Source organism: Psychrobacter sp. JB193 (genome assembly GCF_002285555.1).
GTDB classification, from domain to species: Bacteria; Pseudomonadota; Gammaproteobacteria; order Pseudomonadales; family Moraxellaceae; genus Psychrobacter; species Psychrobacter alimentarius.
Window position 1 is genome coordinate 386,941 of sequence record NZ_NRGY01000002.1, and the last position, 23,591, is coordinate 410,531.

The following is a 23,591-nucleotide window of genomic DNA, read 5'->3' on the forward strand; positions in this document are numbered from 1 at the left end:
AGGCAAATTCCTATTAATGGATGCAACAGTGCCATTACATATACCGCTATGACATACGAATATTACCCAAAATTTTTTGTACTGATTGATATCAATGACAGATAAAACGATTTATCTTGTAGCCATTATCTTGTACTCGTAATTTTTATTCATTATTGGTTTTTACTCAAGTAAAGTAAGAGATGCATAATTTTTACTCGAACCTCACGCTGATACTTACTCAGGTAAAAACACTCTATAAGGAACACTATGACTGACACGCTATTCACTGCTGACCTGACCCTGCATCCAGCGTTTGAGCTGATTGAGCATCGCCATATTGAGGCGCTTTCGATGGATGTGTTGATCAGTCAACATGTCAAAACAGGTGCAATGCATTATCATTTGGCACACCCAAGTGATGAAAACGCTTTTTTGGTGGGCTTTCGTACCCAGCCCATGGACTCAAAAGGTGAGGCGCACATCCTAGAGCATGTCGCCTTATGTGGTTCTGAAAAATTCCCAGTCCGTGATCCGTTCTTTTCGATGATTAAGCGCTCGCTCAATACTTTTATGAATGCGATGACTGCCGCTGATTGGACGGCATATCCGTATGCCACGCAAAACAAAAACGACTATTTTAACTTGCTTGCGGTCTATCTTGACGCGTCATTTTTTCCCAATATTCATCCGCTTGATTTTGCTCAAGAAGGCATTCGTGTTGAGTTGGATAGCGAGGACAAACCGCATTTTAAGGGTATTGTATTTAATGAGATGAAAGGGGCGATGAGTGGTGAGATTGATCAGCTTTATCATGCTGTCGCTCATCACTTATTCCCAACGACGACGTATCATTACAATTCAGGCGGTGATCCTGCTGATATTCCTGATTTGACACATCCTGAGTTGGTGGCGTTTCATCAAAGCCATTATCATCCATCGAACAGCGTGATCATGAGCTTTGGTAATATTCCAGTGGCTGAGACACAGACCAAGATTCATGAAGATGCGTTGATTCAGTTTGAAGCTGGCAAAAAGCACGTCTCACGTCCAGAGCAGCGTCTATCTGCACCGATTAGTGCCACCGATACTTATACCGCTGATGAAGCAGGCCCCGACCAAACGCATCATGTCGTCGCTTGGCTGCTACCGTCTATTACCGATCCAAAGCAGCGTCTGGCGCTCCGTTTATTAGAAGGGGTCTTGGTGGAACATGCAGGCTCACCGCTGCGTGCGTATCTGGACAGCCATCCACTGGGCAAAGCACCAAGTCCATTACTGGGACTCGATGACAGTCATTACGAAATGGTCTTTTATACCGGTCTACGCGGCTCAAACCCTGAGCATGCCGAAGCGGTCGAGCAGGGCATCATAGATTTGCTGACCAAAGTTGCAAGCGCACCAGTTGATGATGAAACCATCGAAACCATTTTGCATCAGATAGAGATTGATCAACGTCATATCGGTGGCGATAGCGTTCCTTATGGTCTAAACCTAATGCTAGAAGGCTTTAGTACCGCTATCCATGATGGCAACCCTATCGATGTTTGGGAAGTGGATGAGCATCTACAATGGTTACGTGAGCAGGTAAAAGATAAAGCGTGGTTGCCCAATTTAATCAAAACCCATTTGCTCGACAACACTCACCGTCTGCGTGTTACCTTGACGCCAGACAGTGAAAAAACAGCTCGTCTGGCTGCTGCAGAGCAGACCCGTTTAGACACTATCGCGATGGATTTGACGGCTGATGATAAAGACATTTTGCATAAGCAAGCGCTCGATTTGGCTGCGCGCCAAGCGGCGCCGGATGATTTGAGCCTATTGCCAAAAGTGGGTCTAGAAGACGTGCCAACGGACATTAGCTTTAAGCAAGGCACGCAAAAAACGGTACGTTTGAGTGGACAAGACAGCACTTTATTTGAATATGAAGCAGGTACCAATGGTATCTACTATTATCAAGTCATCGTGCCATTGACCGATGCCATTGGCGGCGTCAATAGTGACCAGTTGCCAGTAGATGAGGTGATCAATCATCCATTGCTGCCTATTTATCTAAGTTTATTGTCAGAGCTTGGCACCGATTCGATCAGTGCTCATGACATGCAAGCCAAGCAAGCGGCGCATTCTTCAGGAGTCACTGCCCGTATCAGCCAACGTACCGACATTGCCGATAGCCAGTCTATCAGCAGTTATTTTGTGGTCGCGACGCGTGCGCTGAATCGTAAACCTGAAGCGATTGATCTGCTCAAAGAAGTCATGGAACATAGTGTCTTTAGTGAGCATGACCGTATTAAAGAGATTTTGCAGCAGCGTCAAGCGAGCTGGCAATCAAACCTTGCTGGTTCTGGACACTCGTATGCCATGCAGATAGCCAGTCGCGGCATGAGTCGTCAAGCGCAGCTAGAGTATGTGCGAAGCGGTCTTCCCGCCTTGAATGCACTGAAAGATTTCTTAACACATGCGAGTACTGACGATGCGCAATGGGATAAGCTTGCGACCAGTTTGATGGACTTGCATCAGCGTTTGATTAGCTTACCCAAACATGCGGTAATCATTTGTGAAGCCGAGCAAACTGAGCGGTTGAGCGACTTAATTGTCGACAGTTGGAAAGACAGTCAAGCACCAGCGCTTGCAGAAAAATTAACCAACTCTGATCGCGGTATTGATGACAGTGTCCCAAGCGAGTTTGCAGACTTACATCTAAATGATGTTGAGGGTGAATCAGTAGCGGTTGAAGATTTGGCATGGTTGGTTCCGACCAACGTTTATCATAATGCCAGCGCTTATACGGTACCTGCAGCCGATCATCCTGATACTGCTGCGTTGATGGTACTAGCGCCTTACTTACGAAACGGCTATTTGCACAGTGCCATTCGTGAGCGCGGCGGGGCTTATGGCGGCGGTGCTGGCTATGATGCCAATGCCTGTGCCTTTAAATTCTTCAGTTATCGTGATCCTCAGTGTGCTGAGACCTTTGCCCATTTTGATGCCAGTATCGAATGGCTGTTAAATGAGCCGCAAACGGATGAGCAGTTAGAAGAGGCCATCCTTGGTATTATCTCTGGTATGGATAAACCTGGCTCTCCTGCAGGGGAGGCAATCAAAGCCTGCTTTGCTGACTTGCATCGTCGCGGCGCAGACTGGCAGCGCAAAATGCGTGCGGCCATCTTGTCCGTGACCGTTGCTGATTTGCAGCGTGTTGCCAAACAATACTTGCAAAGACAAGAGCATGTACGTGCGGTGTTAGCGCCTTATGACAAAGAAAGTCAGGTAAAAGCATTGGGCTTTAACGTTTGTAAAATTAAGAGCTAATAGCACTGTGCTTCTATAAAGTAAATGAACGATATAAGAAAACCGCCGCTTTCGATGTATGATGAAAGCGGCGGTTTTTTATGGTATTCATTTTTTATGATGTTTACTTCTAATTTGTTATTTCTTTATTAAGTAATTGGCGACTGCTTTAAAAGCAGGAATGGTAGTCGGGTCATTTTTGCTATTACTGGCATCAGGATGCGAGGCAAAACGGACAATGACCATGTCAGCTACTGGATCAATATAAATCCTTTGCCCATGGACGCCGCGAGCCGAGTAGACGGGTGTGGGGTTGTCGTATGACCACCACATGCTTTTATAGCTGCCATTTTTGAGTTGTTTGTAATTTGCCTTGGCAAAAGCAGCCTTGTTACCGCCAGCCTCAATATGCTCTACTACCGCTGCTGGAAACAGACGCTCACCGTTAATCTCGCCTTTATTCAGCATGAGGCTACCAATGCGTGCCATATCATGCAAGCCTGCACTGATACCACCGCCTGCAAATGGCGTACCTTTGGCATCAACCGTCATATAGGCACTTTGTTCAGCGCCGATTTTTTGCCAGATGCGCTCAGAGAGTAGATTATTGACCGCTTTGCCAGTGGTACGCGCAATGATCCAACCCAGCGTATCGCTGTTAATGGTTTGATAGTTAAAGGCATTCCCATGCTCGCCTTTTTTCTTGACCGTTTGAAGGTATTCAAAATAGCCATTAGGCCCGTCATAATCTTTGGGTTTCGGTAGTGGGCTGGCCGCTTCTGAATATTTCCAAATATCCGCATTGGGATCGGCATAGTCTTCGCTATAGTCCAGTGCAGTGGTCATATCCATGACTTGACGTACGGTTGCATCCCCAAAGCCGCTGTTTGCCAGTTCAGGAATAATAGAGGCAACCAATGCGTCATCGTCAAGCTTTCCTTCGGTCACGAGAATCTCTGCCAATAGCCCTGTCATCGATTTGGTCATCGACATTGCAGCATGTTGGCCGAGCTCATTGAGACAGCCATTTTGACGCTCATATACCACCTTACCGTGATGCAAGATCATAATGCCGTCCGTATAGTTGGCGTCCAATGATTCTTGCCATGTCATCGAGCGATTACTACCAGTGGGAGTAAAGGTAATGGCATCGATATTTTTATCCAGCTCATAGTTGAGCTTGGAGGGTGCACCGATACCGCGACTGACTTCAGTGGTCGGCATCAGCTCACGAATGTGACAAACTGTCCAACGTAGCTTTGGAAAACTAAAAAAATCAGAGGACGGCTGCGATATCAGCTTGTCATTGGGCGGCGGAAAACCTTGCATCCAACCAAGCGCCTGTGGATCTGATTGTTTGGCAGTAAGTGGTGTGTCATTTGCATGACTGGTTGTACTGAGCAATGTCATGGCGATGGTCAGTGGCAATAAAGGAGTAAATGATAGTAGCGATAAGGAACGTTGCAACAAAGTCAGCATGATATTCTCGCAAGTCAGATGAAGCGGTTAACGTCAGACAATAAAAAACCATTGATAAGAGTCTATACTAATAACTTAGCATAATTCTTATCAATGGTTTTTACCAACAACTTTTGTATGGTCTTTTGTGCTTATCTTACGAGGTTAATAGCGTTTAATACTTTGATCTTTGCCGATATAGTCTTGATGAACCGGAAATTGAGCATATGTATCGAATGTTTTACGGTCTTCAAAGTAGCTGTTTAGCGTGCGACGTACTGCTTCAAAAGCAATCTCATCCCATGGAATGTCTTCTTCTTTAAACAACGCACAGTCAAGGCTCTCAGAGCCGATACCATACGCGCCGTCTTTTAACTCTGTTAGATAGATACTATAGATTTGACCGATATCAGGAATGTCATACAGACAGTATAAGCGCGGGTTGATAACCACTGCTTCTGCCTCTTCATAGCTCTCACGTGCCGCTCCTTCAGCCATGGTTTCGCCATTTTCCATAAATCCGGCTGGCAAGGTCCAAAGTCCATATTGCGGTTCGATGGCACGGCGACACAGAAGCACTCGGTTTTCATGAATCACAAGTGAGCCACAAATTACTTTTGGATTTTCATAATGAATGTAGTGGCAATTGGGACATACCAAACGCGGTACATTATCTGTGGGTGGTATTTTGCGTTCTGCTTTATGACCGCATTGTAGACAATAGCCCATATTACCTGCCTTATTTTTTATGAATATCGTGTATCCACTTATCTTAAAAGGTTTTTGACCATTCTGATGTTTGCTTTTGTATATAAAGTTCTTCGCAATAAACAGTATTTCGTATAGTACCAAGCGTTTTATTCTTACCCATACTAAGCATCGTCAGGATTATATGAGGCTGCTTTATCTAAAAACCCTGATAGCATTTGTCAATTTCTATCAAGGGTTTTTAAAGTGAGGGATAGGAGCTTATCAATGACGATCAGAGCTCAGCATCTGCATGCGTAAACTGCCTGCTACAGAAGCATAAACAGGCAGTATTGGCCGTTTCAGCCCATGGTATAAAACATCAGCGAGCAACCAGTGACGATGTGTAAGGCTGTCCGTTCAATAGGTAGCAATACTCGGAGGATGTAGCACATCATTGATATCAGCCATTGGTAATCATGCCTCCATTGATATGTAAGGTTTGACCTGTCACAAAGCTACTGTCTTGGCAAGCAAGAAATACATAGGCAGGCCCCATCTCACGTGGCTGACCCATACGACCCATTGGTGAGGACATCGACCCTAAAATATCTTTATCAAAGTCTTTAAATACCAGTTGAATCTCACTCACTACAGGGCCTGGTGCCACCTGATTAACGCGAATGCCGCGACTAAGTAGTTGTTGCGATAGCGCGCGGGTATAGCCGACGATAGCGCCTTTGGTCGCGGTATAAGGTACCAAAACATCATTGCCGACATACGCATTAACGGACGTCGTATTAATGATACTGTCGCCTTCTTTCATGTGCTCAAGAGCGGCGCGGGTCGCATAAAACATTCCTGACATATTGACATCAAAGTGCTGCTGCCAATCCTCATCGCTGACTTCCAATAAATCATGATACGGCTTTTGCATACCAGCGTTATTTACTAATACATCAATGCCGCCCCATTGTGCCACGACCGCTTCTACCGCTTCTTTACAACTGTTACTGTCTGCCGTATCACCTTGCAACACTAGAGCGTCTGCGCCTTCCGCTTCGATGCCTTCACGTGTCTCATTTGCGCTCTCTTCGTCAGAATGATAAAGGATGGCGACTTTGGCACCTTCGCGTGCCATATGAAAAGCAACGGCACGTCCGATACCGCTGTCTCCGCCAGTGATCAAAACGCGTTTTTCAGCCAGTTTGCCAGAGCCTTTGTAATCATCATTGATATATTCAGCAGGTGGCATCATGCTGTCGATTTGGTCTGTCATAACTCGTATCCTTTATCTTATTTATAGTTAATTTATTGTTTGTATGACAAGGCTGTGTGAAGTCCTTTTTATATGGATATGTCAAAATTGATATCTCAAAGTAGATATTCTATATTTATCACAGTCTGTCGGAGCTCATCATAATATCCAGACACCTATTTTGGAATATTGCTGAGTTGAGGTTTGGTAATTTAAAAATGTTGTCGTGTTAACCGATAAGTTAAATCAAGACTGAGTAAGGCTGTGCAAAAATGGTATAGACATATAAAAATATGTCGATCAAAAACAGGTGATATATGGTATAGAGAGTTAAAAGAGCTCGCATAATGACAAAGAATTAACACTAAATTTTGGACATTACCGAGATATATAGGCAGTCGATATAACAAAGGCTGTACACAATGAGAATAAGCATCGGCATTTATACTCACTGTTGCACTTATCAAAAGAGAGTATCTTATATATGCATGGGTAGTATTTTGATAAACATGGCACAATCATTGTATATAGCGATAAGCTGATGAATAAGAAAAGCTGCCACACCATCGACAGGTTATACTGGCATGCTGAGATAGGCACCATCATAAATAATATGATGATGACCACCCATAGGATTTGATAATGACCATACCCAACAATCTTGATGTCTTTAATAAATTTAGCGTGGCTGTACCAACGTTTATTCGCTATCCCACACTCAGAAAATTGGCTGAACGCGTACAGCAAGAAACCGTCACTGCCATCAATCATCCAATACGCCACAACGATTACAACACTTCTTATAGCGCGCGTGTCTTAGACAGTCTATATCAGACACCGATTGCAGATGCCTCGGTATTGGTGGCGATTACTCATGAGCGTCATCCAAAACTGCTACTCACGCGCCGCGCTGCCCATATGAATAGTCATGCTGGTGAAGTGTCTTGTGTGGGCGGTAAACATGATCAGGGTGATGGCAATAATGTCATCACAGCTTTGCGTGAAGCGTGCGAAGAAACCGCTCTACCACCAAGCAAGGTGCAATTGCTCGGTCAGCTACCTATACAAACCTCCAAAAGTGGTCTGACAGTACGGCCAATTGTGGCATTGATTGCACCCGATTTGGTATTGGTGCCCGAACTTGGGGAAATCTCTCGCATATTTTGGGCAGATTTTGAGTCGCTACTCACTCAGCCGACTGTCGAGTATGCCGTTGAATACACCATGCAAGAGCAGACGTCGACCCTGCTTACGCCAAGCTGGCAAGTGGATGGAGAAACCGTTTGGGGTTTGACAGGGCGTGTCATCGCCAGCCTATTAGAAACTGGCTTTGATCGGCAGCTTGATTGGTATTATCGTGTCCAGAATACACGCTTGTAAACGTATTAATGAATAGTCTGTCATAGTACGACGCTTGGAAAGACATTGAGTTTAAGTTGAAATAGTGACCTCATGAACGATGTTTTGCGTCAGTACTTATTTATAGTAGTCATCGTTTTTCTTTAGCCACCAATTCATGTTGTCTTGACGCTGGGCACGAAAAGCTTCTAATTTTTTATCAATGCTGCGATTGTGCTGGCGGGCGGTATCAAGCGCAAACAAGATAGGCACTGAGGACAGGACACCAAACCGTATTTTTGATTTTGGTAAATCTAGTCCGTCACCAATGTCATCGCCGACTAGAGTACGCGTCACGCTGGCATTGACCATCTCAACGAAGCGCCCTCGGCGGTTGTCTTCACCCATGAGCTGACGTGGTAAGTCGTGCAAGGCTTTTGCCAGTGGCTGTCCCATCTTAAAATCAAGCTGCTGAATCGACAGATAAGTATACAACCACTCCCAGCAAGCCGCCTCATCTTTCGGTAAGCGCTGCAAATCAACGCCCATCCAATAGCTGGCCAAATTCCACAGATGCAAAATACCTGCCGCTTCCTCTTTACTAATGCGGGCACCAAGCAGCCGTAGTCCGCGCATAATTAACAGCGAAAACTGCAAATGGGTGGCAATCATATCGGTTTGATTAATCGGCACGCCCCAATATTTTGTGTTCCAGCTGCCATCAGGATTGTGGTGCTGGTCGGCTTCAGTGATGATACCGGTAGCAGCATTGCCTTTACCTTTGAGTAAGTTTTGACGTACTAAGGTATGAATCTGTCGCACTTGGATAGACTGCCGCCAGCCTTCAGAACCAATGGCCAGCACTTGCTCAATTGGTGGACGATTGATGTGCGCGCTCATGTTTGATTGAGGATGCTCAGAGACCGCTAAAATATAAGCGTAGGTACGCATCAGCCGCGGTAGCGCATCATGCATCAGTGCACCAGTCTGAATCAGAGGAAGGGAGAGGGCAGGAATGCTATAGCCTGCCATCAGGGCAACATTACGCAATAGCCAAATCAACATCAGGGGATAACGTCGGTAAGCAACCGCTCCAATGTGTGCAAGCTTGGGATCGAACCAATCAGGATGGCAGCTAAACTGCTCTGTCAATGTCCGAAAATCGGCATTGTTTTTGAGTACATCGTCGCTGTTGTTACTGATAATGTGCTGTTGTAATGGCTTAGCAAAGCGAATGCCATCAGCGGCTAGTGCATCTGCGAGCGGATCACCAATATCGTAACCAGCTACCATCTCGTCTAATAAGTCATGCGAGATGACAAAGTTTTTCGGCAATAAATAGCGTTTGACGCGTTTTAAGACTTGTAGATCGCTATGGTCGTCAAGAGCCGTTGTACGTCCGTGACGCTGATAAGGTTCTGCCGAGCTCTTTTGTTCTGAAGAGGTGGCAGATGCACGATTTGCTTTATTACTGAAATCTGTAGAATCCATATTTATCCATTGCCTTTATGATGAAATCTCTCACAATGCCAACGATATCAATATCTATTCCTGTAATGGCACCAATTTGGTATGACATTTTTATATGATGATAATAAAAATGAGCCACCCATTTGCCAAACGGCATTTGAGTAGCTCATTCTGTCATCAATGTGGACGGGTTAAATCTACAGACGTTCCACTCACATTCTCTTTTAAGCTAAATTTGAGCATGAGGTAACCTGCGATACCAGAAACGATTGAACCCATGATAATGCCTAGGCGCTCATCGAACATTGTGGTGTCGCCTGCGAATGCCAGACCACCGATAAACAAACTCATCGTAAAGCCAACACCGCACAACAAAGCGGCGCCATAGATTTGCTTGAAATTCATGCCTCTTGGCATGGTTGAGATACCAAGCTTAAAGATTAACCAGCACATGATCATAACGCCTAACTGTTTTCCGATGAACAGACCTGCGGCAATACCAAGTGGAACAGAATGGAACAATTCCTCAAGACCAGCACCTTGGAGGGATATGCCAGAGTTTGCAAAAGCAAAGATTGGCAAAATACCAAAGGCGACTGTGTTGTGTAAGTCGTGTTCTAACTCTTCAAGTGGAGAGTGCTCAGGATCGGTGCGGTCAAACATTGGAATAAAGAGTGCTAAAACCACCCCAGCCAAGGTTGCGTGAATGCCAGATTTGAGTACGGCAATCCACATAATCACACCAATAAGCAAATAAGGCGTGATTCTAGTGACGTTACGGCGATTCAAAAAGTATAAAGCAGGCAGACATAAACCAGCTACCGCTAACGATTGTAATGACAATTCGCTGGTATAAAATAGCGCGATGATTAAGATGGCGCCAATATCATCAAAGATAGCAATAGACACCAAAAATACTTTTAAAGAGTTGGGTACGCGGCTGCCCAAAAGACTCAAAATACCAAGGGCAAAAGCAATATCAGTCGCCGCTGGAATGGCCCATCCTTTCCAAAACTCAGGCTCATGGTAGTTAAATAGCAAATAAACAATGGCTGGGAAAATCATACCGCCCAAAGCAGCACCAGCTGGCAGTATGATTTGTTTGACGTTAGACAGCTCGCCGATCAAAACTTCACGTTTAAGCTCAAGTCCAACTAAGAAAAAGAAAATCGCCATCAGACCATCGTTGATCCAGTGGTGTGCATCTTTGGCAATACCGAATTCGCCTATCTGGATGGCGACAGGTGCGTGTATAAATCCTTCGTACCAAACACTCAGAGGGGAGTTGGCAATGATCATTGCAGCAATGGCAGCCAATGCCAAAACAATCCCGCCTGCCGCTTCAAACTCAAAAAATGCCTTAATCCTTCGTATTGCCATATCATCCTCATTTACTAAGTACAAATGTATTAAATAACCTCAAATATCTATCCTGTCACGCGGTTCAACGTCACAGATAGAAAAGCGTAGTTTCTCATACTCTTATTCATATAAACAACAGAATACGCTAACCAAAAGTTATGAGTGCTTCCTGCTATATTCATAATAACGATATTATAAAGGGGATATGACAGACAAAGTAGTTGCAACTCGTTAAATCTTTTGAGGTTAAAGCCGTTTATTCCGAATATTTAATGAGTAATGAGACAAATTTAGCAGACTTTTTTATGTTTTTGGTTTTTTTTATGGTTTTATCCTTATAATGATTGACGTTGTATAAAGCGCAGTGAGCGCTCTAGTACCTATCAGTAATGCCATTGCTTATCTAATAGCAATTTTTTTTAGCCGAATTTTTTGGGCTGTCTCTGTTTTTATTATCTGTTTTGAAGGTCAGTGTCATGGACGTATCCCTCTCTTTAGAGATTATCTTAATGCTTACCGCTGTGGCGGTGCTAGCCGGTTTTATCGATGCGATTGCTGGTGGCGGCGGTCTATTAACCATACCTGCCATGTTACTCGCTAACATTCCACCCGTCTTGACGCTTGGTACCAATAAGTTACAAGCTGCCTCTGGCGCGCTAGCCGCCTCTATTACAATGATTAGAAAAGGGGTGGTTAAGCCTCAACGTATTAAAGTCGCTATCATTGCCGCTTTTATCGGTTCTGTGATTGGTACTATTGCCGTCCAAATGTCACCACCAGATTTGCTTGAAAAACTGATTCCATTTTTGATTGCTGCTATCGGGATTTATACGTTATTTGCCCCCAAGCTTGGAGAAGTAGAAGCAACACCGCGCATCTCAGAAGGGATGTGGCAAAAAGTGGCGGCACCTGTGATTGGTTTTTATGATGGTTATATTGGACCTGGGACCGGAATGTTCTTTGCGCTTGGTAATGTAGCATTACGTGGCCGTCAGATTATTGAGGCAACTGGTGCTGCTAAAGTGTTGAACCTATCTACCAATATTGGCTCATTAATATTTTTTATCTTGGGCGGCAACGTTTTATGGAAGGTAGGATTGGCGATGATGGTTGGACAAGCGGTAGGCGCGTATTTTGGTTCTCATATGGTGGTCAAAGGTGGCAGTAAATTGATTCGACCTTTAATCGTACTCGTGTGCTTGGCGATGATCACCAAATACGTGATGGGATAATGCCGTTAATGACCAAGTGGCGTTAAGCGATAGCAATGAGTGACGATACCTCTATTCTATCGCCCATAAAAAACCTCAGCCCATGAGATGATGTGCTGAGGTTTTTTTATGATAACTTATTCAATATAGATAATTAACGACGACGATCAACATCATCGTACTCACTACCCATTACTCCATCATGGAAGACTTCAGAGAATTCGCGCTCGTTGTCTTCATCAATGTGACCATCGAATACATCTTTGGTGCCTGCATCAGGGTCATTATAAATCGCTAAGTCCATCTTACCTTCTGATTTTGCCACAATAGCAGTTACCGCCGCATCACCGCCGACGTTTACAGCAGTACGTAACATATCAAGGATACGATCCACACCTAGGATTAGGCCGATACCTTCGATAGGTAAGCCCACTTGTGCAAATACCATTGACAACATAATCAGACCAACACCAGGCACACCTGCAGTTCCGATAGAGGCCAGTACCGACATGAGAATCACGACCAGATAATCGGTCACGCCCAAATCAATGCCATAGATATTGGCAATGAAAATGGTTGCCGTCCCTTGCATGATGGCCGTACCATCCATGTTGATGGTCGCACCAAAAGGAACGGTAAATGAAGCAACGGAGTTATCGACCCCCATTCGTTTGGTGACGGTACGTAAAGTAATAGGGATGGTCGCGTTTGAGCTTGACGTACTGAAGGCAAAAATTTGCACTTCGCGCATTTTTGTCAAAAACGTTTTGACAGACAAGCCTGAAAACAGCTTGAGCACAATCATCATGGTGATAAAGAAGTGGAAAGCCAATGAGCCAACCAGTACGGCAACGTAGCCAAGTAATGACCAAATAAGGTCCAAACCAAGCTCTGACATAGCCTTGGCCAATAAGGCAAAAACACCATATGGGGCAAGGTTCATGATAATGGTTACCATCTTTAAGATGACTTCATTAATCAGCTCTAAGCTTTGTACCAAGCCTTTGGCAGGCTTACCAACCATCAAAATACTAATACCGATTAAAATAGCAAAGAAAATAATCGATAGCATGTCACCATTCGCCATCGCACTGATGGGGTTTGATGGAATGATGTTAGAAAACACATCTAACAGAGGCGGCGCTGACTCAGCTTCAAATGCCGCTTCAGTTGCGATGTCCATGCCTTTACCGATACCAAATACAATACCAAGTCCAATCGCAGTGGCAATGGCTAGTGCCGTTGTCATCATATAGATAAAAAACGTTCTGCTACCGATACGACCAAGCAGTCGGATATCACCAATGCCGCAAACACCGCAAATCAGTGAGATCAATACTAATGGAACGACCAACATTTTTAATGAGTTAACAAACAGCTTGCCAATAATAGCGAAGAACCCATTTGTGATATACGTATGAACAAAACTGCCTTCAGTGTTCAGTCCTGAATAGTTTATAAATAGACCCAGTATAATACCGAGCACCATGGCAACAATGATCTTGCCTGTCAGTCCCATATTTTTCCACATAAACTCTATCCTTTTATACACAGCACCCAGTATCAGGAAGCAAACAATATATTACTGATTTATATGCCTTTACCTGAATTCTCTAAGGTTGTAAATTTCACATCTGTGACTTCATGTCAATTTCCTGCACAATATAAATTAATTGTTAAGGTAACTGCAACTTTTTTTATAAATTAAGACGTACTTATTTTTTTAGCTAATAATTAAGGGGGGTGAGTGATGGGCCAAAGAGAGGGAAGGGTCACCAAGTCTATGGTTATCAAATATGGCGATATGCAGTAAAAAAAAAGACCGTCCAAGCTGAACGGTCTTTTTTTAATTCAAATCATAGTAGGCGGTGGTACATTATATTTGCAGTTGATGCTTATATCTCCAAAAACGTACCATCTTTAAGTCTTGTCATTCTCGTCACGACGTAGACCATCTTGCCACTTGCTATCAATGTCATCGGTGGTGCCGGTAGTATTGGCGGTATCGGTGATAGCCGGCTCTTCTACGCGGTTTTTTACCATATCTGATTTTTCAGGCGTGTCGGTTTGCTCTACAGGTTCGATATCATCGATACTGTGTTTATGCATGCTATGATTATTACTCATGCGCTCATTTAAATGAGAGGCAGCATCACGGTGGCGATGATCCAGTGCTTCTGCATCGGGATTGGTGTCACCAAAGTCAGTTTGAGTGCGCACTTCTTCAACTGTGTTTTGTTCAGAAACCATCTCTACATCGCCATCGCTCTCATAACCATGGTTGGGATTGGCATCACCAGTCTTTTTATCAACACTGTCAGTGTCAGACACTGACAGATTGTCTGAGGCAACCTCGCCGTCAGGGATGATACCATTTCTGGTCTGAGCGTCATTTTTTAATTGGGCATAATCAGTGAGTTGATGTACCGCATTATCAAGACTATGGGGGTTACGACGTACTTGCGCTTTCAATAGATGCTTGTCGAATACATCCGTTAGTAGCGAGTCAAAGCGCAAGGCATTGTATTGAATAAGCACTTCTGCTTCTTCTTCCGTGATATCTCCTTTTTGGCTGGCATAAACCACATGGTCTTCAAACGTAAGACCTTCAAAACTGTCTTTATGTTCGGCTTTTTTGAATTTCTGCCATAAGGGTTCGATGCTAACAAGAGCTTGATAAGCATTTTCCATGCGGCCAGTCACATCATCTGCATCAGTATTGTAGTAGACCATGGTTTTGAGATAGTCACGGAAAGGGTTGGCCTCAAAATCGTCCATGAAAACATCCCCTAACTGGCGTTTGAGCTCATCACTTGGCGGCGTAAAGATACGACCACTTGGGAAGGTCACGAAGCTTACCACGCTTGCCGCCATACGATTTGGGAAGTTATCAAAGAGTGATAAGAAAGCTTCTTGAATGGTATATAAGCTGTTTTGTAGCGCCACCTCAGCATGCAAACGTTCAGCTTCTGACTTAGTGCCATGCTGGTAAAACTGCAAGATAGCGGTGCTGATAAATAAGTGCCCATGAATATCAGCCAACCGACCAGACAGCATCTCTTTGCGTTTTAAATCGCCTGCGAGTAAACCCAATGCCATGTCAGCGGTCAAAGCAAACCCTGCACTCAAGCGATTGATGTGCTTGTAATAAGGACGGGTAAAGGTATCAGCGAAACTTGGCGCATGACTGCTACCGCCGACATAGCCTGCGACAAAAGCTTTGGCGCCGCGATTGAAGGTATAGCCTAAATGCTTAAAGAATAAATTATCGAATTGCTTAAGTGCGCCTTCTTTATCTTCACTTTGAAGCAATTGCAGCTCATCAAACAGATAAGGGTGGCAGCGCATGGCGCCTTGACCAAAAATCATCAACGAGCGTGTCAAGATATTGGCACCCTCAACCGTGATAGAGACAGGAATTGCTTGATAAGGCGTCGCCAAAAAGTTGCGCGGACCCATTTGTACGGCACGACCACCGACGACATCCATACCATCATTAACCACACCGCGCATGGTCTCAGTGGCATAATATTTTGCCATGGCTGTCATAACAGATGGCGTACCACCTTGGTTGAGACCACACGTGACCAAATGGCGGAATGCCTCTAGCATGTAAGTGTTACTGGCCATACGGCTGGTCGCGTCTTGAACACCTTCAAACTTACCAACCGAGATTTTAAACTGTTCACGCACTTTGGCAAACGCACCGACAGACAAATACGTCATTTCACTGGCTGATGTGGATAGGGCAGGCAAGGAGATACCGCGGCCAACACCCAAGCATTCCATCAACATACGCCAGCCGCGACCTGCATTCTCGACGCCGCCAATGATGTAATCCAATGGGATAAAAACATCTTTCCCATCGACCGTACCGTTCATGAAAGGTGAGCCAATGGGGTTATGGCGAGGTCCTATCATGACACCTTTATGCTTGGCTGGCACCAGCGCACAAGTAATACCATAGTCGGTCTTTTTCGGATTACCCAATAAACCTTCTGGGTCATGCATTTTAAATGCCAAGCCCACAACCGTTGCGATAGGGGCCAAGGTAATCCAGCGTTTTGAGAAATTCATACGCAGACCCAGCACTTGCTCGCCTTCATGAATGCCATAGCAGACCACACCCGTATCAGGAATGGCGCCCGCATCAGAACCTGCCTCAGGGCCCGTCAAGCCAAAGCAAGGCACTTCATCTCCTTTTGCCAAACCTGGCAGCCAGCGTTGTTTTTGTTCGTCCGTACCATAATGCATCAACAGCTCACCAGGACCGAGTGAGTTTGGTACCATACAAGTCACTGCAGCTGTTGGTGAGCGCGAAGCTATTTTACTCATCACACGGCTTTGAGCGTAAGAGCTAAACTCTAAACCACCGAACTCTTTTGGAATAATAAGACCTAAAAAGCCATTGCTCTTAATGAATTGCCAAGCTTCAGGTGACAGCTCTTTGTCCTCATGCTGAATTTTCCACTCGTCCAGCATGGCGCAAAGCGTTTCTACTTCATTATCAATAAAGCTTTGCTCTCTTTCTGATAGGGTTGGATACGGATATTGGGCAAATGTATCCCAATTGGGTGCACCCATGAATAGCTCTTTTTCCCACCAGCTGGTACCTGCATCTAGGGCTTCACGCTCCGTGTCACTCATACTTGGCATGGCACCGCCCAAGGTTTTATAAACACGCTTGGTGATCAAAGACTGTCGCAGCGGCGTCACAAGAAGAACCAAGCAAAGCAGGGCGATCGGTATACCCAAAAGGAGTGACCAAGGACTGATTATTGCGGTCACAATAACCGTTACGAGCGCAGCAACGCTGCCAGTCACTCGAGACAAAGACAACAAAAAGATGGCCAGAACCACGGCTAATTGAATGATGATTGCCAAAATAAATAAGCCAATGGCCATGACTGTCTCCTTGATGACGCTGAACTAAAAGCGTGAAAAATATATGAATGAGGTTTTTAGATCACGATAGTTATTGTTTTATCTACTGCTTTTCTTCTTTTCAATAAGTAAAAGATACGATTGGTTAACAATATGAAACAGTTAATTATAACTATCAATAGGTGAAATGCTACGCTGTGTCGATAATATGTATCATATTTCGGTGGCTCATAGGAGTAATTTATAAGAATAATTCGTTAGGACCTTATTAATTAAATGGTGCTAAGCCGCTTTCCGCATAAGATAAAGTATCGTTTCGTCCAACAATGATGTGATCGACAAGCGCTATATCCAATAAATCACACGCTTTTTTGAGCTCATAAGTCAATAAGTTATCAGCCGTCGAAGGTTTGGCGTCGGTATTTGGATGATTATGAGCAACAATAAGCTGGCTGGTAGCATGGCTCAAAGCATGACGTAACACATGTTTGATGCAGACAGAACACGATGAAATACCACCTGTAAACAATATTTCAAAATCTAAAAGCTTGAGCCCATTATCCAAACACAAAACGGCAAAGACTTCACGATGCTCACCGCGTAACTGCGTACTAATATAGTCTTTCACTACTTGAGAGCGGCCAAGCGCTTGACCAGTTTTAAGCTTACTGTCTAAGTAGCGTGTACCCATCTCAAGCGAAGCAAGTATCTGTGCATATTTGGCAGGCCCCATACCATGACAACCCAAAACTATGTCTTGAGGCGCTGCTAACAATTCAGCCAAGCTGCCAAACTTTTCGATCAAATGGCGGGCCAGCTCAATGGCGGACTGTGATTGTGTTCCTGTACGTAAAAATATGGCCAAAATCTCTGCATCGGTAAGGTGTGTTGCCCCAAATTTCAGTAGTTTTTCGCGTGGTCTGTCTTCTTCATGCCAGTCTTTAATTGCCATTATTTCTCCTTAAGTGAGTTGGTCACAAATAGCTTGATCAAATACTACCGTTAAATACGCAAAATCTTACCTAACTTATCTCATAATTGTTACTATAAGCGCAATTTTATCTTTCAACTTTTATATTGATGCCACGCTTATGTCCAATATTGTGCTTGCTATCACTGGCGGTATCGCCGCTTACAAATCTGCTATTTTTGCTCGCTTATTAGTTAAGTCGGGCTTTGATGTGCGTGTCATTATGACCACAGGCGCGCAAGCTTTTATCACTCCTTTGACGCTGCAGGCGCTGACGGGTAATGAGGTACATGTTTCATTGCTTGACGAAAAAGCAGAAGCAGGCATGGGACATATTGAATTGGCGAAATGGGCCGACTTAGTTGTTATTGCTCCTGCTTCTGCCAATACGCTTGCTCGACTTTCGATGGGTATGGCCGATGATTTATTGACCACGGTGTGCCTTGCCACGACAGCACCTGTTCTCATTGCACCAGCCATGAACCAGCAGATGTGGGCGCATCCAGCAGTGAATTTGAACGTACAGACATTGCGCGATATGAATTATCAGATCATCCAACCAGCAAGTGGTGAGCAAGCGTGCGGAGATGTGGGTGCAGGGCGTTTGCCTGAGCCTGAACAATTACTGGCTGAAGTTCTTTTATTTACAGCCATGCAGACGACGCCGCAGCTATTGGCTGGAAAAAGAGTTGTGATTACAGCAGGCGCAACGGTAGAAGCCATTGATCCAGTACGTTACTTATCGAATCACTCTACTGGCAAGATGGGTTTTGCACTGGCACGTGCTTGCGTCGCTGCTGGTGCTGAAGTGATTTTAATTGCTGGCGGTAAAGTGGCCCTGCCGACGCCACTGAATGTTAAACGTATCGATGTGTTGTCTGCTAAAGAGATGTTACTTGTTGCACAGCAGTGCGTCGATGGCACCCATCACGAGCTTCAGTTTATGTTTGAAGAGGAACATGACCACGATCACGACCATCATCATGAGCACCACCACGAGCATGATCATCATGACGACTGCGACTGCGATGATGAGCACAGTGAACATAGCGAAGCACATGCAGTTGCTAGCAATGAGAGTGTAAGAGCCGCTGATGTTTTCATTGCGACTGCAGCCGTGGCGGATTATCGCACCGAAGAAGCCGCCCCGCAAAAAATCAAAAAGACACAAGAGGCGATGACGCTCAGTTTGGTCAAGAACCCTGATATCTTAGCCACTATCTCGCTTGCTCATCCTGAGCTGTTTGTCGTGGGTTTTGCGGCAGAAACACAAGATGTTGAGCGTTATGCACGGGGTAAGTTGATCTCTAAAGATTTAGATTTGATTGCTTGCAATGATGTGTCACGAGCCGATATTGGCTTTGCCAGTGATGACAACGCCATGCAAGTATTCTTTTCTGAGCATTACAAGCGCGAGCCAGTCACACTAGACAAGGCAAGCAAAGATCACATTGCTGAGCAATTAGTGACTATCATTGGTGAAGCAATCTGGCAACGCCATGATGATTAATCGTGTCGTTATAGATAGAGATAGTAAGCGTTGAGTAGGCTGTCAGAGATGACGGGACTGTTCGGTGACGAGAGCACGCAGACGTTATTGCTGGTTGCTGTTTTTGCATTGGCGTCCTTGCTACATGGTATCAGCGGGCTAGGTGCGACTTTAGTGACGACCACTGCGCTTGCTAGTATTTATCCGTTGCAACATGCCATTGTCTTGGTTATTTTCCCCTCTTTAGTGGTCAATGTTATGACTTGGCTGGCTGGCGGTGGACGTACGATTTGGCAAAATTTTATTTATTATGGCAGACGTTATTGGTTGCTTGCGTTAACCAGCTTGGTTGGCAGTATTTTGGGCGCAAAGCTTCTATTGTGGGTAGATAGTGCTTATATTTTATTGTCATTAGCCGCTGTTATTGGCTTTTATGTCATCAGTACCTTATTAGGTAAGCAGTTTCGTTTGCCCGATACTAAGCCCGTACTGATCATTGTTGGGTTTAGTGCAGGTGTCATTGGTGGGGCAACCAATGCCATGTCTACTGTGCTGATGATGTACTTGTTGTCTGCCAGCGACGATAAAAACACGATCGCCAAAGTGGGCAATATGTGCTATTTTTTGGGCAAAGTTGCTCAAATTATCGTTCTACGCGAGCCTCTAATGGCTCTAAGTAGTGGGGAATGGCAGCTAATTACAGTGCTAAGCATATTGTCTATTATTGCGCTTTTGGTTGGTATTCGTCTGCGTCGCTATTTACCGCAAGCTCGCTTTCGTCAGCTTATTTTGTTGATTTTGACGGTACTTGGTATACGCGTGGGCTGGCAAGGAATCACCGCTTTTTTCTAAGTATATATGTGCTCAATCGATACATCGTAATGGGCCAAAATTCATATATAAATAGTTTATTTAGCGGTTAAAAATATTTAATAAGATAGTAGCAACAATACTGATAACGATCATAGTAACCACAGGAAAATACACCCGTGTGTTGCCTGAAGTGTGCTTAATATCGCCTGGCATATTGCCAATCCACGAAAACGCACTAGGAAACAACAGCCAAATAACGCCGATAATCACCAGCAGTATGCCCAAACCTATCAGTATTTTTGCCATGTCATCTTGCCTTATGCCGTTATCAGTTAAGCACTTATCATTTATTTCCTAGCCCTAATCAGCCGTTTGCCCAAAGTAAATCTGCTGCGCCAAACGAAACGTATTACAATGCGCTTCCACCACATCTTCGATGTCTTCTGAATAGCCGCCGCCCATCACAATGGCGATAGGAATGTCAGCGAGTTTTGCTTGATGTAGCACATACTCATCACGTGCCTTACATCCCTCTATCGTTAACCCCAGTTTTCCGAGTTTGTCGGTCGCGAGCACATCGACAGCAGATTGATAAAATATCAGGTCTGGCGCAAACTCAGTGATTAAGCGTGGTAGCGTGTCTTTTAAAATCCGTAAATACTTTTCATCACCAGTGTCATTATCCAGTTCAATATCTAAGTCAGATACCTGCTTACGGAACGGATAGTTTTTGGCACCATGCATACTAAAGACAAAAACACGTGACTCGTTTGCCATGATGCTCGCGTTACCATTACCTTGATGGACATCCAAATCCACTACTAAAATCTTTTGTGCCTGTCCGCGATTGAGTAATAAATTGCTGGCAATACAAACGTCATTGAATACGCAAAATCCTTCACCATGATCAGCAAATGCATGATGTGTGCCGCCCGCCACATTCATCGCGACGGCATATTGCTGTGCATACAAGGCACATTCATAAGTTGCATGGGCGATATAGCGGCCGCGTTCTACCAGCGTTGGTGTCATCTCAAAACCAATGGCTCGCGCTTCTTTCCGTGGTAACGTTTGGGTTTTGAGCTGCTGCCAGTAGCCTTGCGTGTGAGTGGTCAAAATCTCGTCTTCACTCAGCCGAGCAGGCGCAAAAAAATTATCGGTAGTGATGGTGCCCTCAGCCAACAGACGCTCAGGAATGAGCGTATATTTTTGCATCGGAAAACGGTGTTTGTCCGGAACGGAATAACGAAAAATGTCAGAATAAGCAATTTTTAGCATAATATTAAATGGGTTCTTATGGAATAAAGGTTGAGAAGTTTTGAGAGCAAAGCGCTGGTAAGAACACCTCTATACATGAGCCTAAATACCAATGATAGACAGTCATATGGCTTTACTGCACGAACTGCGTGGGCAAAAAAAACGTGCGTGAATCTACGTCTTGGCGTAACGTCATCAGTAAAGTTTGCAGGTCTTCTTCTGGATCTTGATTATTGACCAAGTTACTGAACAATTCATGGGCGACTGTCGTCATAGCAACCACGCTTTGTAGTAAATGATCGATAATTTTCTCATCAATACCCGCTGCTTCAACATCGATAGCGTTTTTGTAACGTATCTCACCGTCATTGACGTCCATTTCTAGATTGCCAATCAGCATGTCGTAATTGAGCTGAGTGATTAATAACATTGCAGCGCTCTGATGACTCTCTGGTATCAAAAACGGCAACACACCATAGACGGCCAGCAGTTCGCTCTCTTCTTGAGCGCGAAACAGGTAGCCACAGTTGAGGTCTTTATGACGCATTCGCAGTGACAAATGATGCGATTGCTGACCATCATTGCTTTTGGGTCGATAGTGCGTATAGTGCCATTGCTTTTCATTAAAATAGGTTTTTAAGAAATCAACAATCGGTGTATGGTGAGGCTTATGTTGGTCAGCAGAGGAGTCAGAAGGCATCGTTTGCGAGTGTTTATGACCAGTGTTCATATCAGAGACAGAGTCAATTTCGCCACGGTCATTTTTGTCTCCGTCATCACTATGCCTAGTACTGCGGAATACCTCATGGCTTTTTGAATGTGCCACATCCTCTTTAACGGCAGATGTCGTTGGTTCGTTAGCACCATCAATGACAGATTGCGGTGCGGACGTCGTCAAAAACCGTTTGATTTTTTGCCACAAGCTGAGTTTATTACGTTGGCTCATAATAGGGTGATAAACAGTAGATAATGTGAAATATTGAAAAATACTTTCAAACAGCAAGTCAGCCGTTACTCAGTATTAATCCCTCTTTGATTTTTGGTTGATCATAAAACGCTTGTAGCATCTTGCGAGTGTGCGCTGTAAACCATGGGCTTTCTAGGGCATCGTATACCACAGGCAATAACGCTGTACTAAATTCTGTCATGGCTTGATTATCAATATATAAGCTGGCAGCAACGGTAGCAATACTATCCGTCTGATGATTGGCGTACCATGTATCAATACTCGCTGCTACCAGACTATGCAAATAAGACGACACACGCAAACGGTTGTAGCTTTGTTGAATACCAGCTTCGATATGATCGATACTACTGTTATTAGGCTCATCACGCAGGTAGGTTTGTAGATGACTGACAGGTTGTTCCTTGATACGCGCCCAACCCGTGATGAGTAAACGCGCCACTTCTTCGTTGGATAAATGCGCTTGCGCGTTGGCTTCTGCTCGGTGCGCCAAATCCTTAATGTTACGATGCAAATACGCCTGCAGTTTTTCATCAAGGTTTCTGTTGGTGGCTTTTTCAAAAGAGCTACGCCCAAGCTTCATCAGTTTACCAACGCCGCCCGCTTTTTCTAGCGTGGTTTCCATAAAGTCATTGATGGCGTGATACAGCGTTTGCGTCAATAAGTCTGTGAAGGTCTCATTACCAACTAACGTATGAATTAAGATATTACGCTGCTGTTCGTGACTACCGACATAATTGGCAAGCGTTTCAACTTGCGTATCATCTATCAATTCTGACAAAGGTACATTGTCATTGACGGGATGATAAATAACCGTATGCAAGATGTCGCGAATATCAGTACGCATTGCCTCACTCATTGGCTGATTAAGAAGCCAGTCGTTGATCAAATGCTGCAAATGGTCACGACTAATATATTTGTTTAAGGGCTGCGCACCGAACCATTGCCACGCCTCTATACTCAACGGTTGAGCTTGGTTGCGTAGCCACTGCTGCATAAAATCAACTTGCGCATCAATCAGGCTGTCTATGGTTAAGCTGGTCTCTGATAGGCTTTCTAGAGACTTATCAAGCTTGGTATCTGTCTTATGATCGATATCGGCCTGATGCTCAATGTCTGTTTGAGGCGTTTGGTTTTGGCTATCTTTTGAAGTCTGCATA

General features: G+C 44.5%; 16 protein-coding genes and 2 pseudogenes. 6 read left to right on the forward strand and 12 right to left on the reverse strand.

What is annotated here, in order from left to right; translation table 11 throughout:
• The first annotated feature begins 249 nt into the window (after nt 1-249).
• Complete coding sequence (locus tag CIK80_RS09390; protein ID WP_095569791.1) at nt 250-3,291, forward strand: insulinase family protein; 3,042 nt, start codon at nt 250-252, stop codon at nt 3,289-3,291.
• Between the two features lie 117 nt (nt 3,292-3,408).
• On the opposite strand, the gene CIK80_RS09395 is transcribed toward CIK80_RS09390, so the two are convergent.
• The 3 genes from CIK80_RS09395 to CIK80_RS09405 form a co-directional block, all read right to left on the reverse strand.
• A complete protein-coding gene (locus CIK80_RS09395; protein ID WP_095569792.1) occupies nt 3,409-4,749 on the reverse strand; it encodes a serine hydrolase in 1,341 nt (446 codons plus the stop codon).
• A 144-nt stretch (nt 4,750-4,893) separates the two neighbouring features.
• Nucleotides 4,894-5,457, reverse strand: coding sequence for an NUDIX hydrolase (locus CIK80_RS09400; protein ID WP_062845454.1), 564 nt, complete (start codon nt 5,455-5,457; stop codon nt 4,894-4,896).
• A 421-nt stretch (nt 5,458-5,878) separates the two neighbouring features.
• Nucleotides 5,879-6,694 carry an SDR family oxidoreductase gene (locus CIK80_RS09405; RefSeq protein WP_095569793.1) on the reverse strand — a complete coding sequence of 272 codons (816 nt, stop codon included), beginning with the start codon at nt 6,692-6,694 and terminating at the stop codon, nt 5,879-5,881.
• Between the two features lie 621 nt (nt 6,695-7,315).
• Here CIK80_RS09405 and CIK80_RS09410 point away from each other — a divergent pair.
• Entirely contained in the window at nt 7,316-8,053 is a 738-nt protein-coding gene (locus CIK80_RS09410; RefSeq protein ID WP_095569794.1) for a CoA pyrophosphatase, read from the forward strand.
• Between the two features lie 96 nt (nt 8,054-8,149).
• Here CIK80_RS09410 and CIK80_RS09415 read toward each other — a convergent pair whose 3' ends face one another.
• Nucleotides 8,150-9,502, reverse strand: a complete 1,353-nt coding sequence (locus CIK80_RS09415; RefSeq protein WP_095569795.1) for an oxygenase MpaB family protein — start codon at nt 9,500-9,502, stop codon at nt 8,150-8,152.
• Between the two features lie 156 nt (nt 9,503-9,658).
• A complete protein-coding gene (gene nhaA / locus CIK80_RS09420) occupies nt 9,659-10,861 on the reverse strand; it encodes a Na+/H+ antiporter NhaA (RefSeq protein ID WP_062845450.1) in 1,203 nt (400 codons plus the stop codon).
• Between the two features lie 458 nt (nt 10,862-11,319).
• Here nhaA and CIK80_RS09425 point away from each other — a divergent pair, with 458 nt between their 5' ends.
• Nucleotides 11,320-12,075, forward strand: coding sequence for a TSUP family transporter (locus CIK80_RS09425; protein WP_062845449.1), 756 nt, complete (start codon nt 11,320-11,322; stop codon nt 12,073-12,075).
• A 133-nt stretch (nt 12,076-12,208) separates the two neighbouring features.
• Here CIK80_RS09425 and CIK80_RS09430 read toward each other — a convergent pair whose 3' ends face one another.
• From CIK80_RS09430 to radC, 3 genes are all read right to left on the reverse strand, one after another.
• Nucleotides 12,209-13,585, reverse strand: a complete 1,377-nt coding sequence (locus CIK80_RS09430) for a dicarboxylate/amino acid:cation symporter (protein ID WP_095569796.1) — start codon at nt 13,583-13,585, stop codon at nt 12,209-12,211.
• A 389-nt stretch (nt 13,586-13,974) separates the two neighbouring features.
• Nucleotides 13,975-16,959: an acyl-CoA dehydrogenase gene (locus CIK80_RS09435; RefSeq protein WP_095569797.1), complete on the reverse strand. Its 2,985-nt coding sequence runs from the start codon at nt 16,957-16,959 to the stop codon at nt 13,975-13,977.
• 247 nt (nt 16,960-17,206) lie between these two features.
• Entirely contained in the window at nt 17,207-17,890 is a 684-nt protein-coding gene (gene radC, locus CIK80_RS09440) for a DNA repair protein RadC (RefSeq protein WP_062845447.1), read from the reverse strand.
• Between the two features lie 139 nt (nt 17,891-18,029).
• Here radC and coaBC point away from each other — a divergent pair.
• The 3 genes and pseudogenes from coaBC to CIK80_RS09450 all read left to right on the forward strand — a co-directional run.
• Nucleotides 18,030-18,812, forward strand: a pseudogene (gene coaBC, locus CIK80_RS15575) (bifunctional phosphopantothenoylcysteine decarboxylase/phosphopantothenate--cysteine ligase CoaBC); the annotation flags it as partial.
• Between the two features lie 162 nt (nt 18,813-18,974).
• Nucleotides 18,975-19,418, forward strand: a pseudogene (locus tag CIK80_RS15580) (phosphopantothenoylcysteine decarboxylase); the annotation flags it as partial.
• Between the two features lie 48 nt (nt 19,419-19,466).
• Nucleotides 19,467-20,249 (forward strand): sulfite exporter TauE/SafE family protein, encoded by a 783-nt coding sequence (locus tag CIK80_RS09450; protein WP_095569799.1) that lies wholly within the window; start codon nt 19,467-19,469, stop codon nt 20,247-20,249.
• Nucleotides 20,250-20,309: 60 nt separating this feature from the next.
• On the opposite strand, the gene CIK80_RS09455 is transcribed toward CIK80_RS09450, so the two are convergent.
• The 4 genes from CIK80_RS09455 to CIK80_RS09470 all read right to left on the reverse strand — a co-directional run bounded on the left by CIK80_RS09455 (nt 20,310) and on the right by CIK80_RS09470 (nt 23,590).
• Nucleotides 20,310-20,516 carry a DUF2905 domain-containing protein gene (locus tag CIK80_RS09455; RefSeq protein ID WP_095569800.1) on the reverse strand — a complete coding sequence of 69 codons (207 nt, stop codon included), beginning with the start codon at nt 20,514-20,516 and terminating at the stop codon, nt 20,310-20,312.
• 54 nt (nt 20,517-20,570) lie between these two features.
• Nucleotides 20,571-21,488 (reverse strand): histone deacetylase, encoded by a 918-nt coding sequence (locus CIK80_RS09460; RefSeq protein ID WP_095569801.1) that lies wholly within the window; start codon nt 21,486-21,488, stop codon nt 20,571-20,573.
• Between the two features lie 112 nt (nt 21,489-21,600).
• The gene (locus CIK80_RS09465; RefSeq protein ID WP_095570368.1) at nt 21,601-22,413 is read right to left on the reverse strand and encodes a YbjN domain-containing protein; all 813 of its coding nucleotides are present in this window, start codon (nt 22,411-22,413) and stop codon (nt 21,601-21,603) included.
• Nucleotides 22,414-22,471: 58 nt separating this feature from the next.
• Nucleotides 22,472-23,590, reverse strand: a complete 1,119-nt coding sequence (locus tag CIK80_RS09470) for a hypothetical protein (protein WP_257011731.1) — start codon at nt 23,588-23,590, stop codon at nt 22,472-22,474.
• Nucleotide 23,591 lies beyond the last annotated feature (1 nt).